9 protein-coding genes are annotated in these 14440 nt (G+C 55.5%); 4 read left to right on the top strand and 5 right to left on the bottom strand.

What is annotated here, in order from left to right; translation table 11 throughout:
* Positions 1-3 precede the first annotated feature (3 nt).
* Positions 4-1203 (top strand): sialidase family protein, encoded by a 1200-nt coding sequence (locus tag G6R38_RS21920; RefSeq protein ID WP_206028673.1) that lies wholly within the window; start codon positions 4-6, stop codon positions 1201-1203.
* 7 nt (positions 1204-1210) lie between these two features.
* Here the strand turns inward: G6R38_RS21920 and G6R38_RS21915 are convergent, their stop codons facing one another.
* Genes G6R38_RS21915 through G6R38_RS21905 form a run of 3 tightly spaced genes read right to left on the bottom strand, consistent with a single transcriptional unit; the run spans position 1211 to position 3527 of the window.
* Complete coding sequence (locus G6R38_RS21915; protein WP_166830912.1) at positions 1211-1717, bottom strand: SUKH-3 domain-containing protein; 507 nt, start codon at positions 1715-1717, stop codon at positions 1211-1213.
* A 31-nt stretch (positions 1718-1748) separates the two neighbouring features.
* Entirely contained in the window at positions 1749-2462 is a 714-nt protein-coding gene (locus tag G6R38_RS21910) for a hypothetical protein (protein ID WP_166830911.1), read from the bottom strand.
* 54 nt (positions 2463-2516) lie between these two features.
* Positions 2517-3527, bottom strand: a complete 1011-nt coding sequence (locus G6R38_RS21905; protein WP_166831075.1) for an NAD-dependent epimerase — start codon at positions 3525-3527, stop codon at positions 2517-2519.
* Between the two features lie 193 nt (positions 3528-3720).
* Here G6R38_RS21905 and G6R38_RS21900 point away from each other — a divergent pair, with 193 nt between their 5' ends.
* On the top strand, positions 3721-7311 hold the full coding sequence (locus tag G6R38_RS21900; RefSeq protein WP_166830910.1) for a PVC-type heme-binding CxxCH protein: 3591 nt from the start codon (positions 3721-3723) through the stop codon (positions 7309-7311).
* A 67-nt stretch (positions 7312-7378) separates the two neighbouring features.
* Here G6R38_RS21900 and G6R38_RS21895 read toward each other — a convergent pair whose 3' ends face one another.
* A complete protein-coding gene (locus G6R38_RS21895) occupies positions 7379-9505 on the bottom strand; it encodes an ABC transporter ATP-binding protein (protein ID WP_166830909.1) in 2127 nt (708 codons plus the stop codon).
* Positions 9506-9781: 276 nt separating this feature from the next.
* Here G6R38_RS21895 and kdsA point away from each other — a divergent pair, with 276 nt between their 5' ends.
* Complete coding sequence (kdsA, locus tag G6R38_RS21890) at positions 9782-10627, top strand: 3-deoxy-8-phosphooctulonate synthase (RefSeq protein WP_166830908.1); 846 nt, start codon at positions 9782-9784, stop codon at positions 10625-10627.
* Positions 10628-10814: 187 nt separating this feature from the next.
* Here kdsA and G6R38_RS21885 read toward each other — a convergent pair whose 3' ends face one another.
* A complete protein-coding gene (locus G6R38_RS21885) occupies positions 10815-12767 on the bottom strand; it encodes a hypothetical protein (protein ID WP_166830907.1) in 1953 nt (650 codons plus the stop codon).
* 188 nt (positions 12768-12955) lie between these two features.
* Between G6R38_RS21885 and G6R38_RS21880 the strand changes: the two genes are divergently transcribed.
* Positions 12956-14416, top strand: coding sequence for an MBOAT family O-acyltransferase (locus tag G6R38_RS21880; RefSeq protein WP_166830906.1), 1461 nt, complete (start codon positions 12956-12958; stop codon positions 14414-14416).
* The last annotated feature ends 24 nt before the right edge of the window (positions 14417-14440 follow it).

The following is a 14440-nucleotide window of genomic DNA, read 5'->3' as shown; positions in this document are numbered from 1 at the left end:
CCCATGTATCGATTGCTCGCGCCCGTCTTGGTGATCAAAATCGCGATGGTTTTGGGAGTGTGTTCGACCGCGTTTGCGGGTGATGGCCCACTCGAAATCGAACGCCTCACGATCGCCAAAGGCGACGCAAAATGGGACTGGACCCAAGCTCGAACGGCGATTGCAAAGCTCGGAACGAATTCCGTCTTCGTCACCACGTTGTCACGCACGGCCAAGCGGGGGGCCCATGGCTATCACGATGTGTTTGCAGTCTTCAGCGATGATGATGGCGAGTCATGGTCGGAACCGCGATCGATTCCATCGCTACGCAGAATGACACGGGATGATGGTTACGAAGTGGTCGCGGGTGATCTCTGCCCGATTTGGCATCCCGCAACCGGCAAAGTGTTGATCACCGGCAAAACATTCAATTTCGCAGACGGTACCAAAGAAAATATTCTTCGAGAACAAGTCGCGTATTGTGTGTTCGATCCGAAGCGAAACGAGTTTGGGCCGTTACGTACGATGGAGATGCCGGAGAAAGATCACGCCGGCGATGCGATCATCGCGCCCAATGCTGGCTGCCATCAGCAGGTTGTCTTGGATGATAGCACGGTTCTGTTGCCGGTTCGATATCAACGCAGCGTCACCAAACGCAACTATTCATCCATCGTGGCCAAGTGTCGGTTCGATGGCGAGACGCTCACGTATCTCAAGCATGGCTCGGAGCATTCCATCCCCACGCGTCGCGGACTCTATGAACCCTCGGTAACGGTTCACGATGATCGCTACTTCCTGACCATGCGGGCTGACGACGGCGCTTGGGTGGCACGAAGTTCCAATGGAATCAACTACTCGGAACACATCGTTTGGAAGTACGACGACGGAAGCGAACTCGGCAGCTACAACACCCAGCAGCATTGGGTCACGCTGGGCGGCAAACTTTATCTCGTCTACACTCGCCGAGGCGCTGGCAACGACCACATCATGAGGCATCGAGCGCCGCTTTTTATCGGTGAAGTCGATCCAGAAAAACTCGTCGTATTACGAGACACCGAACAAATCATTATTCCTGAGAACCACGCGACGCTCGGCAATTCCGGCGTCTGTCGAATCAGTGACGAAGAGTCGTGGATCACAGTTGCCGAAGGCGGTGTCAGTCATGGTAAACGCAAGGGTGAGAACAATTGCGTCATCCTTGCCAAACTACGATTGGCTCGTTGATCAAGCATTAGCGATTCCCCGTGTAATCCCAAATACGCGGATCGCCGCGACGAATTTCCTCGCCGTAAATCCGAACACTTTGCTCAAACGGTGGGAGTAGTGGGCGTTTGCGGCGATACTGTAGTTCTCCGACGAGCATATCGGTGAATGATTCGCCGGAGAACGCAAAGCAGGGATGGATCAGGCTATTGGAGAAACAACGGCCCGCCGAGTCGATATAGAGTTCCGAGTGCCAATTGCATTCTTCAGCTATGGGGATCAATGTGGATTTCAATCGGTGTTCCCAGTGTCCGACTGGAAAGTCGATTTCCGAGAATGGACGAAAATAGAACTCTTCAATCGGCTCGTCTTCCGCCGAGCAATCACGCTCTAGCAGTTTGATACCGCCGAAGTTCTCCAGTACGGCATACGCCGGATGATCACGCGGGACGAAATCCGGAACCGCTGCTCGGTGATGCGGTGTCCAATCACATTCAAGAAACCATTCACGGACTTCAATCGGCAGTTCGAACACGGCTGTGATCGTAAAGTATTAGGGTACGAGGTTAGTCCGAACGATTGTCTTCCGTTTCTTCAACGGGATCAATCAAAATTGTGCGCCGGTTCGATGTGTCACTGCAACTCTTCCAAGACGTGATGCGACCGGTTTCGGGATCGATCGTGACACGTGTGTAATAAGTTACAGTCGTGGTTGTTCGAAAGTCACGGCCGGACGAGACGCCTTCCTCATAGCTACCCTGACCAAGGTGCCACTCGCGATCGCTAATTCGCTCAAACGGTTGCTGTTTGTGCGTGAAGTGCCGCCCGCTAATGTCACAAAACGTGTGCCACACAAGTTCGGCATCGCGATTGGTCTGTATCTTGATTTGATGGTTGACAAGTAATGCGGCGAACGGATCGTTGCGACTGTGAGCATACGGACGGTATGCAACGTCCCCCTTGGCATCGCAAGCGATTGTCACGTCTGTCCACGCCGCTAGGTCAGGAGATCGTTCTGGTGCTGCGGGGTTCGGTCGTTCGAAGTACCGGACCCGTGCGAAACGCAGTTCCGGGAAAAGTTGCCCGGCCGCTGGCGAATACACATGACGCCATGGTCTAAAGTTCGCAAAGGCATAACCGCCAGCGCGGTATCTCTGTTCGACCGATTCTTGATACGCCTCCAACGCTGGATACATGTCGTGAGACTCGGCAACGGGAATTCGGATCCCGTATTGAAACTGGATGTGAAAGACCATGAGTCCCACGAGCGTGCTCGTCATGTCCAATTTCCTTGCGTCTTCGACTTCCGGTGGTGGTCCTGACTTGGTGCCAAATCAAACCCGATAAAACTCCCGGTACCACTCCACGAAGTTTTTGATGCCGGTTTCGATGGGGGTGCTGGGGCGGAAGTCGACGTCTCGGGCTAAGTCGTCGATGTCGGCGAAGGTGGCGGGGACGTCGCCAGGTTGCATGGGCATCATGTTCTTCTCGGCTTTTTTCCCGAGACAGTCTTCGAGAGTTGCGATGACGTGCATCAATTCCACCGGCTGATTGTTGCCGATGTTGTAGACGTAATACGGTGCCCGACTGCTCGCCGGGTCCGGGGCGTCGCCGGACCAATCAGGATTGCCGGTCGGGATGCGTTCGGAGATTCGCCGCACACCTTCGACGATGTCATCCACATAGGTGAAGTCTCGCCGCATTTGGCCGTGATTGAACACCTTGATCGGCTCACCCGCGAGAATCGCCTTCGTGAACAGGAACATCGCCATGTCCGGTCGTCCCCATGGCCCGTACACCGTGAAGAACCGCAAACCGGTCGTCGGTAAACCGTAGAGATGGCTATAACAATGGGCCATCAGTTCATTGGATTTCTTCGTCGCCGCGTACAGACTTAGCGGATGGTCGACGTTGTGATGAATCGAGAACGGCATCTCGGTGTTCGCGCCGTACACGGAACTACTCGACGCATACGTGAGATGTTTCACGCCATGATGCCGACAGCCTTCGAGAATGTTCACGAACCCAACCAGGTTAGCATCCACGTAGGCATGCGGATTTTCGATCGAGTATCGCACACCCGCCTGTGCAGCGAGGTTCACGACGACATCGAATTGCTCGTCGGCAAACAATTGCATGAGCGGTTCACGGTCGGCGAGGTCCATCTTGACGAACTGGAAATTCGCTTGGTCCTTGAGCCGATCGAGTCGGGCGTGCTTCAGAGTGACATCGTAATAGTCGTTGATATTGTCCAAGCCCACGACGGTCTTACCGGCTTCGAGCAGTCGCAAACTCAGTTGAGAGCCGATGAACCCAGCGGCTCCGGTGACGAGATATTTTTGCATCGCCATACTTCCAGTCTCTCCCTAGTGAACACTCCCTGTTTCGATTGCGAGTAGACCGAATCTTGCGACGTGGTGCAATGCTGGTTTGGCGTTCTGGGGGCACGTTTGCACTTTGATTGATGAATGCCGTACCATTTTTCATGCGAATTTGCATGGAACCACACACTGCTATGAACCTCTATGGAGACGCTTGATGCTTTCATTTCCTTTTCATTGCGGCCACTGGCTTCGCGGAGCGATGCTGGCCGGTGCGTTGATTTACTTGACGACTCCGCTCGTCAAAGCGGCCGAACCGGTGTTCAAAAGCCCGGTGATCACCGAATCCACGCCCGGTCACGAGGTGAAAATTGATATCAATCTGAACAACGCCAAGAGCTTGTACTTGGTTGTTCGTGACGGGGGCGATGGGTTCTCGTGCGATTGGGCGAACTGGGGCAATCCGCGAGTGACGTTGGCCGACGGTGAGGAAATCAAACTCACCGAGCTGAAATGGAAGGCGGCGAAATCCGGCTGGGGGAATGTGAATGTCGGCAAGAACTGCGGTGGTCGGCCGATGCAGGTTCTGGGCGTGTACTTGGAAGACGGGATCGGCACACATGCGAATTCCGTCATCCAATTCGAACTGGCGAAGCCTGCGAAGAAATTCCAAGCGACCGGCAGCTTAGACGACGGCGGTGCCAACCAGCCCGGCACAACGAGCGTGCAGTTCTACGTGTACACCGAGAAGCCGCCACAACGGGTTTTGGCGACTGCCTCCAAATCCGGCGGCGGCGACTTGCCACCAGGGGAAGCACTCGACGGTTTGGATGTCGCTGATGATCTCGCCGTGTCTCTGTTCGCGCATGAGCCGATGTTGCTCAGCCCGTCGAATATCGACATTGATCATCTCGGTCGCGTGTGGGTTTGTGAGATCGTCAACTATCGTCAGTTCCGCAATAAAGACACCCCGGAACGCAAAGAAGGCGACCGCATTCTGATTCTCGAAGATACCGACGGAGACGCCAAAGCCGACAAGTCCACCACGTTCTACCAAGGTCGCGACATCGACTCCGCTCACGGTGTGTGCGTGCTGGGGAACAAGGTGATCGTTTCCGCCGGTGACAGCGTGTTCGTCCTCACCGATGACGATGGCGACTCGAAAGCCGACCGTAAAGACGTGTTGTTCACGAAAATCGATGGCACGCAACACGACCACGGCATTCACTCGTTCCTGTTCGGTCCCGATGGAAAACTGTACTTCAACTTCGGCAACGCCGGGCGACGCATCCACGACAAGAATGGCAACGTGGTGGTCGACATGAGCGGGCGAGAAGTGCACGACCATCGCAAACCGTATCAAGAAGGGATGGTCTTCCGCTGTAATCTCGATGGCAGCGAGTTCGAAACGCTCGGTTGGAACTTCCGCAACAACTGGGAATTGGCCGTTGATAGTTTCGGCAACATCTGGCAAAGCGATAACGATGACGACGGCAACCGTGGTGTGCGGATCAATTTTGTGATGGAGTTCGGCAACTACGGTTACAAAGATGAGTTCACCGGAGCCGGTTGGCGAGATGAACGCACCGGTTGGAGCGAGGAAATCCCGAAACGTCATTGGCATTTGAACGATCCCGGTGTCGTGCCGAACTTGCTGCAAACTGGGGCCGGTTCACCAACCGGAATCTGCGTCTACGAAGGCGATTTGTTGCCGAAGCAATACCGGGGTGAGATCATTCACTGCGATGCGGGTCCGAACATCGTGCGAGCGTATCCCGCGAAAGTCGATGGAGCCGGTTACACGGCGGACATCATCAATATGCTCTCCGGCACGCGGGACAAGTGGTTCCGCCCGTCGGATGTGTGTGTGGCTCCGGATGGTTCGTTGATCGTGGCCGACTGGTACGATCCTGGCGTGGGCGGGCACCGCATGGCCGACATTCAAAAAGGCCGCCTGTTCCGTTTGACGCCGAAAGAGATGGAGTACAAGTCCCCGAAGTTCGATTTTGAAAGTCTGGATGGAGCGATCGAAGCGCTGCAAAGTCCGAACATGGCGGCTCGGTATCTCGCGTGGACTTCACTACACGAGATGGGCGTGAAAGCCGAGAAGGCTTTGGTCGACATGTTCCAAACTCATGACGATCCCCGCATGCAAGCACGAGCGTTGTGGTTGCTGACGAAGCTCGAAGGACGCGGCTACGATCACGCTGCCGAAGCCCTCACGCATGACGATCCGAACATCCGCATCGTCGCGTTGCGGGCGATTCGGCAGATGTCTTCGGCATCAGAGAGTGACAGGTTGCTGAACGTTTTGGAATCGCTGAGTCACGATCCATCGGCAGCGGTTCGGCGGGAATGTGCGATTGCCTTGCGAGCCAAGAAATCCGACAAAGCGGCCGATATCTGGGCCACTTTGACGAATGAATACGACGGCGATGACCGTTGGTACTTGGAAGCCCTTGGGATCGGGGCGGAAGGGCAATGGGATCGGTTCTTTGAAACCTGGTTGAAGACCGATGCCGTTAGTCAATCGCCGGGGCTTTCGAAAGCCGAAAAGGATATCATCTGGCGAAGCCGATCGGCGCAGGCGTTGCCGTTGTTGGCGACGGCGATTCTCGATGAAGACACATCGGACAGCGAACGGCTGAAACATTTTCGGGCGTTCGATTTCCATCGCGACCCAGCCGAACGAGAATTGAAGACCAATACGCTATTAACGCTCCTTGCTGGAAACCATCCCGATCAAACGCAAATTGCGGCGTTGTCGTTGAAACACCTTGGAAAACTCTCGGGGGCTCAACGCGAAAAGTTGCTGCCGATGTTGAACGAGGTCGTTTCGAGAATCGAAGACCCCGAGCGAGTGGTTGCGTTGACTCAGCAATTCGGGTTGTCGCAGCAGTATCCGCGACTTCTGCAAATTGCACGGGAGAATCCCGCCGAACAAGCCGGTGTGGAAGCCATGCGAGCCTTGCTGGCTGCCGAGCAAACCGAACTGCTCGAGAAAGCGTTGGCGAGTACCGAGGACGTGCAAGCCACGGCGGTTGCGACGGCACTTGGGTATTCCAATCACGGTCGAGCTACGAAATTGCTGATGCAGACGATGAACAACAAGAAAGCCGGTTTGGCGGTTCGTCGGGCATCGGTTACGGGGCTGTCGAAGTTCAAAGGTGGAGCGGAACGCTTGGTCGAACTCGCGAAAGCGGACAAGCTCGACAAGAAACTCACCGACGCCGCCGCGGCGGGGTTGCATGCGTCGCAATATCCGCACATCAAACAAGCCGCCGAGAAACTCTTCCCGTTACCGCCCACGAAGAACAACAAACCGCTGCCGCCGATTGAACATCTTGTCTCGCAACGCGGTGATGTTAAACGCGGTCGGGTGTTGTTCAACACGGAAGCGACCTGTGTGAAGTGCCACATCGTGAACGGCGTCGGTCGTGAAGTCGGGCCGAATCTCTCGGAGATCGGCAAGAAACTCAGTCGGCAGGCGATGTACCAATCGATTCTGTTCCCGTCCGCCGGGATCAGTCACAACTACGAGTCGTACACGCTGCTCATGACCGATGGCACGCAAGTGACCGGGTTGAAGACAAGCGAAACCGAGGATTCGGTTTCGATCAAAGACATCAACGCCCTGACGCGGACCTATCCCAAAGACGACGTGGAATTCATGAAGAAGAATGAAACGTCTCTGATGCCCGCCGACTTGCAGAAAGTCATGACCGAGCAAGACTTGGTCGACGTTGTCGAGTACCTAATGACACTCACCAAAGCAAAGGAGTTTCATTCGGAGAAAGCGTCGAAGTAGCCTTCATCGCGATTGGAGGGGAGTGGGGGCAGACATTCTTGTCTGCCCCAATTGCAGATTTGCGGTCTTAGCCATCGGAACCGGTCGGGCGTTTGGCCTGATCGGTTTTTTCGTTGGCTGTTTTGTTGGCCAGAGGGATGATGTCGCGGGTGTCGTCGGTGCTGTGACGTTGCTCGGTTTGAGCGCGGTACAAGTTGCGATACACCGGGCAAGACTCGATCAGTTTCTCGTGCGGACCGTAGGCGACCAAATGGCCTTGGTCCATCACGGCAATCTTATCGACGAAGTCGAGAATGCTTTGGCTCACCGAGTGCGTGATGAGGAAAACCGTGCGGTCTTCCACGAACTCTCGCAAGGCGGCGTGGATTTGTTTTTCGCTTTGAGCATCGACGGCCGATGTGGCTTCGTCGAGGATGAGAATCGTGGGGTCTCGGAGAATCGCACGGGCCAACGCGATGCGTTGTCGCTGACCACCGGAGAACCGACCACCTTTCTCGCCGACGGATGTTTCAAATCCGTCTGGCAACTCACTGATGAAGTCATACGCGTGCGCCTGTTTCGCAGCGGCGATGACTTCCTCACGCGATGCGTTGGGGCGGCCGTAACGAATGTTTTCGTAGATCGTCTCGTCGAACAGCAGCGTCTCTTGCGTCACCACGCTGATCTGATCACGGAGTGATGGCAGACGCACGTCGCGGATATCGACGCCGTCAATCAGAACTGCACCATGATCGGGGTCGTAGTATCGGGGCAGCAAGTTGACGAGTGTACTCTTACCCGAGCCGTTTTCCCCCACCACGACCACCACATCACCGGCGGCCACTCGCAGATCGACATCCTTGAGCACGGGCGGCCGGATGGCGGCTTCGTCACTGGAATAGTAACTGAAGGTGAGGTTGGAGAAGTAAATGTCTCGGGCGTGACGAGGACAATTCTGAGCTTTGGGCGATTGTTTGACGAGCGGTTTCTGATCCATCAAATGAAACACGCGATCGGCGGCGGCTGTCGAGCGTTTCAGCTTGGCGTAGACCGTCGAAAGTTTGCGAATCGGATCGAGTGTCCCGGCGAGCAACACGTAGAGCAACGTTAGTTGGGCCATGTCCATCGGCTCGGAAGCGAGATTGATGCCCCAAATCGATTTCGTCTCTCGCATCACCAAGTATGCACCTGGCAGCAAGGCGATGAACACCGCACAGAGCCCCATGATTTCGGTCGTCGGGCTGGTGAGAGCATCGAACTGCACAAGCTTCATCGCTTTACGGTAATACTCTTTGTTCTCACGATGGAATCGAGCGCGATGCCGATGCCCACCGTTGAATGCAATCACGACTTTCAGTGAATCGAATGTCTCTTCCAGTGTTTTGTAGAGCTTGGACATGCTCTCCATCATCTTCTTGCTGGCCACCTTGAGTTTGCGACCGATGCGGTAAAACACCAGCCCGACTAGTGGCACGAACAGCATGGAAATCAGTGTGAGACGCCAATTCACAAAGAAGGCGAACACGATGCAGCCCATCGCTTTGAGTGGCTCACGAATGACTTTTCCACCCAGCAACGTGAGCCCTTGGGTGAGCACGTTCATGTCGTACGTGAAGCGAGACATCAAATCGCTGGTGCCATTGTGGGCGAGCGTTTGATAGTCGAGATGCAGCACTTTGCGGAAGCAATCCTTACGGATGCTCATCGCGGTCAGTTGCACAATACTGCCGACCAAGACTTCTTGAACAACAATAAAGATGCTTTTTAGAACCGTTGCAAAGAGAACCAGGCCCAACAGCATCGCGAGCATGGTGAATTGATCGTCGGGGAGCCAAGGCAGAATTGACGTTTTGAGCCAATTCATCAGCAACGCCGTTCGGGAAGCCTCGCTGGCGAGTGATTGCTGCTTGGCTTGCTCACGGAGCAAATCCACCCGTTCTTGGGAACTGGCGGCACTTGCTGGCAGATCGGCGAGCAATTGGTCGATGTGCGTGACGCGGCGTTGGCGTTCATCCAACTCGGCGTTGGCCTCGGTGATGTTGGTTTCCACGTATTCGGTCAAACTTTGTTGCTGTAGCAGCAACTTGACTAACGGAAACGCCGCGGAAAGATTCAAACTCCACAACACCGCAACCAGAAACGCAAACAACACGGAGAGCGCAATTTTTCCGCGGTGGGGCAGAACGTAAGCCAAACATCGGGTGGCACTGCTCACAGGTCAATTTTCCCGGAAGACAGGGGTGTGTTCTCAGACCGAGATTCCATCGAAGAATGAACTTCATCGACTTACTCGGATTCGTTCGCGCGGAATTAGAGACGAAAGACGAAGTTGCGTCTAGACCGATTCGGTGTCGATACCAACCGATCTCACAATGGGCTCACACGATTGCCTCTTCCCATGAAACTCGGATCTCGCTAGATTTGAATTCGATAGGAATCAGAGCATCACCGGGCAATCTGCCCTGCCGCGACTTGAGGAAAGGAATTCCCGATGCCGAACAATCCCGTCATGATCGGCGGTTCGCCGTGCGGACCGGGGCATCCCCTGGTGTTCATTGCTGGTCCATGTGTGATCGAAAGCGAGGAGATGATCCTCGAAATCGCCGATCATCTGGCGAACACGGCGAGCCAAATGGAAGTGCCGTTGGTCTTCAAAGCCAGCTTTGACAAAGCCAACCGCACGAGCATTCACAGCTTCCGCGGACCGGGTTTGGAACGCGGGATGGAAATTCTCGCCAAAGTCAAAGAACGATTTGGTTTACCGGTCACGACGGACGTTCACGAGGCCGGTCAATGTGAAGCGGTGGCCGAAGTTTGCGACATTCTGCAAATCCCGGCGTTTCTGGCTCGGCAGACCGATCTCGTGTCGGCGGCGGCTCGGGCGACGGCCAGCAAGGGTGGTGTGGTCAACGTGAAGAAGCCGCAGTTTGTGGCTCCGGAAGATATGGTTCACGTCGTCCGCAAGACCGAGGAAAGCGGGAACTCGAATGTCATGCTGACCGAACGTGGGACCACATTCGGTTACGGTCGGTTGGTCAATGATATGCAGTGCATTCCGGTTATGCACAAGCTCGGCACGCCGGTGTGCTTTGACGCTACTCACAGCGTGCAAATGCCGGGTGGCTCGACCACGGGGGGACGCCGAGAAATGGTGTTCCCGCTGGCACGGGCGGCGGTGGCGTGCGGTGCGGATGCAGTCTTCTTCGAGACACACCCCAACCCCGACGAAGCCAAAAGCGACGGCCCGAACCAAGTCTACTTGAAGGACGCTGCCCGGTTGATCGGGCAACTTCGCCAAGTACGACGACTGATGCTTGAATTCGAAACCGCCAACTGAATGCCAAAACCCCGGTCGCCACGGCGTTGTCAACCGCGTCTTCCGGGGCATGGTTCCATGTGATTTTGTCGATTCTGAGTGCGGTCGAAAACCGTCGACTCATGATCGAGGCAGGTTCCGTCTCGTGGTGGCCTGGAAACCCGGGATTTCTCGCGACCACCACGGAGTCAAAAGACTGTAATTCGGTTTAGAACTCGTCATCTTCGACGGCTTCGACTTCGATGGCATCTTGGACGGGGGCGAAACGTGCCCGTTGTCGCGCCATGCTGGCGTAGCTGAACCCCAAGAAGACCGGCATCTGTCCCACGACCGAAGACAGACCAGGAATCGGCAACGCGGCTTCGGAATGCCAAACCACGCCATCGTCAGTCCGCACGGCGTGAGAATTGGCATCCTGAATGTATGGCAGGAATGCTCGCGTGGATGGCCAAATGAAGGTGTCGATCGGCGTGCCGTCACGTTGGATCTCTGAGAAGACGATTTGGGAAATGTAAGGAGCAAAGGACAAGAATGCCTGCATCGCTCCTTCGGCGTTCGCGTATCCGATGCTAAGAACATCGCCCGAGTGGTCAGCCAGTTGCTTTTTGACCTTGGCTGACAAGTTGGGCGATTTGGCTTCGGCTCCCCGCAGATAGGCTTTGATCGCTTGCGGGTTCAGGGTCGCGACGATGTGCGTCTCGGTCAAACAGAACGCTGGGGCAAACGGAATTTCGTCGCCAACGGTGTTGATGAAATGAATATCCCGCCCCATAAACTCGTGTTTGGTCAGGTAAACGCCGCGTCCCCATCGTCCCTCACGGGTTTGACCGGGAACCGCGAGTTGCAGGACTTCCATCAGTCGCTTGAAGACTTTCTCCGCTTTGTCGGCGTCTTTGACATCGACGGTCAACACGGGGCTGGTGAAAAGCAATCCACCATTGGAAGGGGAGTTGTGAACACTCCACACCTGACCGATGGCCGGGAAGATGTCGTCGTCAAACGACAGTTCCAATTCGGATTCGAGTTGTTTCACGGTTCCGTTGAGGGCGTCCAAAGCGACGGGATCGGCATCGCCCACGACGGTCCGAAGTTCGGCGAGAACTTTCGGCCAATCCATCGAGAAGACTTGGTAAAAGTCTGCATCGGCAGGGATATGAGCGAAATCGTCGGCTTTCAGCGAGCGACCACCGAGTACAGCCAGCAATCGTGCCGTTTGTCCGCCGGTGATGAGCTGACCCTTCTGCGTGATTCGGCCATCAACCACACCCACACATTGCGTGTACGAGCCGACTTTGTCCAAACCGAGAATCTTCGCCATCTGCGTGTAGACCATACCCTGTTGGCCAGCGCTTTCAGCGTGTGATTTCAAGAGCCCGCCCAGATCGACCCAAGCCAAACTTGCAACACGGTCCATGCCGACTTTTTTCATCGCGGCTTGGAACTTGGGATTCTCTTGGATGGACTGGGTGTCACCGTCTGTCTTGTCGTCCAACGCGGCGACGACTCGGTCAATGGTTCCGGATCCCCAACCGAGGATGAAGTAGTTTTCGTGACGATGCAGGGTGAGTTCCGCACCGGGAATCGGAATCGGAAAGGCTTGCCGCTCAAGTCCCGGTTTCTGCAACAATCCTGGGATGAGGCCGAGAAGCGATTCCAAGTTTTTGCCAAAGGAATCGGCGTTCTTCTCACCGGGATTCAAAATGACCGTGACGCGGTAGTTTGGGGCCATCATGATTGCCGGGGGCATGCCGGGCGGAATTTCCGGCGGATTCTCGACCGATGCGGCGGCTTTTTCCGCGTCGAATTCCAAGTAAGCACAACCCGAGCCGTTCAAGACGGCCATGTACAGTTCCGGTATGGACTTGGTGAAGGGGTTGGATGGCCCACCGAATTCACTGGCAATGACCGTCCGAAAAGTCTCGAGGACAGTTTCGACGAACAAACGCACTTCCGGATCGGCCGCGAAACCGTCGATTCCGGGGGCACCGGGTTTGCCCTCGCCGCGTGCGGTCCATTCGGAGTAATAGAACGCATCGACTGGTGCCGCCTGCACATAGAGAGAGTCTCGTTCACCTGGCGGCAATCCGAGGATGTCCCCCCCGCTGAACATTGCCGACAACATAAACAGGAAATTGGTTCCGACCAAACCGACTGACGCCATCTGTCCCATCCTCGCTGACTGGTGACTAAAGTTGATTCCTCGGAATGGTATCGAAACGGGTTCTCAAAAACCATCGTTACCACGCGAACGCGATGTCATGGGGCGTCGTCGTAACCGATTGACATTGACAGGTTTTCCGGTCCTCGGTATCACGCCTGCCCATTCGCGGATCGCTTCGGAGGCGTGAGATGCTGTTCAGTTCGAGCATTTTTCTTCACTTATTTCTGCCAGTCTTGCTGGTGGCGTATTTCGTGTCGCCACGTAGCATGCGGAACGGTTTGTTGCTGACGGCAAGTCTCATCTTCTACGCCTGGGGTGAACCGAGTTTAATCGTGCTGATGCTCGGCTCGGCGGGCCTGAACTTCATGATCGGCCGTTGGATCGGTGATACGCTCGGGACGGTCAAGAGTCGTTGGATTCTGACGTTCGGAATTGTGGCGAACTTAGCGTTCCTGGGGTACTTCAAGTATGCCAAGTTGATCGTGGAAAGTTTGAGTTCCCTTTCGGTGGCGTTTGGCGGCGTTGGTTTGCAAGTGCCCGACATCGCGTTGCCGATCGGCATTTCGTTCTACACCTTCCAAGCGATGGCGTATCTGATCGATGTGTACCGCCAAGAAGTGCCGGCGGACCGCAAGTTCGTGAACGTGGCACTTTACATCGCGTTGTTCCCACAATTGATCGCCGGCCCGATCGTGCGTTACACGCAGATTGCCGACGATCTTCACGGTCGCCGTGAAACTCTCGATGGGTTCGCCGACGGTGTGCAGCGGTTCGTGTTCGGACTCGGTAAGAAACTTCTGATCGCGAATTCATTGGCTGCGGTGGCGGACCCGATTTTCGATTTACCGAACACGCAGCTTTCGATGTCCGTCGCGTGGCTGGCGATGGTGTGTTACACGCTGCAAATCTATTTCGACTTCTCCGGCTATTCCGACATGGCCATCGGGCTGGGGCGGATGTTCGGTTTCTCGTTCCCGGAAAACTTTCGCTACCCCTATGTGGCTCAGTCGGTCACGGAGTTTTGGCGACGTTGGCATTTGTCACTGTCGACGTGGTTTCGCGATTACCTCTACATTCCGCTGGGCGGAAATCGATGTGCGGCTTGGCGAAATTCGCTGAACTTGCTGATCGTGTTTCTCCTCTGCGGACTCTGGCACGGAGCCAGTTGGACGTTTGTCGTCTGGGGCGTGTATCACGGTGTGTTCCTGATGGTCGAACGGCAGGGCTTGGGGGATGCGTTGGCGAAACTCTGGCGACCGTTGCGACACGTCTATCTGCTGCTCGCTGTGATCGGTGGATGGGTCTTGTTCCGAGCCGACAGTTTCGGTCATGCGACAGCCATCTATCGAGCCATGTTCGGACTGCAAGGTTGGAACGGTTTTGAGTACCCCTGGGAACTCTATCTCGATTCTGGTGTGGCGTTGGCACTTGCGGCCGGATGCATCGGAAGTTTGCCGGTGCTGCCTTGGATTCGAGAGAAATTGACCACCACCGAATCGGATGCACCCGCTCCAATGATGGCTCCGCGAATGGCTTTCACGGGCGCGTTGGCAGCCTGTCAGCTGGTGCTTCTCACGGCGGTGTTGATTGCTTCGTCCGCCGTGTTGGCCGCCGGAACTCACAACCCGTTTATTTACTTCCGATTTTAGTCATCCAACCGAGAACGGTGGGCT

Origin of the sequence: Thalassoroseus pseudoceratinae, from assembly GCF_011634775.1 — a bacterium.
In the GTDB taxonomy this organism is placed as follows: Bacteria; Planctomycetota; Planctomycetia; order Planctomycetales; family Planctomycetaceae; genus Thalassoroseus; species Thalassoroseus pseudoceratinae.
Note: the sequence above shows the minus strand (reverse complement) of the source record. Positions and strands in the feature narration are given on the sequence as shown.

Bases quoted from the DNA above. Each gene is read 5' to 3' on its own strand.
- G6R38_RS21920 (WP_206028673.1), top strand. From the start codon at position 4: ATGTATCGATTGCTCGCGCCCGTCTTGGTGATCAAAATCGCGATGGTT.
- G6R38_RS21910 (WP_166830911.1), bottom strand. From the start codon at position 2,462: ATGACGAGCACGCTCGTGGGACTCATGGTCTTTCACATCCAGTTTCAA.
- G6R38_RS21905 (WP_166831075.1), bottom strand. From the start codon at position 3,527: ATGCAAAAATATCTCGTCACCGGAGCCGCTGGGTTCATCGGCTCTCAA.
- G6R38_RS21900 (WP_166830910.1), top strand. From the start codon at position 3,721: ATGCTTTCATTTCCTTTTCATTGCGGCCACTGGCTTCGCGGAGCGATG.
- kdsA (WP_166830908.1), top strand. From the start codon at position 9,782: ATGCCGAACAATCCCGTCATGATCGGCGGTTCGCCGTGCGGACCGGGG.
- G6R38_RS21885 (WP_166830907.1), bottom strand. From the start codon at position 12,767: ATGGCGTCAGTCGGTTTGGTCGGAACCAATTTCCTGTTTATGTTGTCG.
- G6R38_RS21880 (WP_166830906.1), top strand. From the start codon at position 12,956: ATGCTGTTCAGTTCGAGCATTTTTCTTCACTTATTTCTGCCAGTCTTG.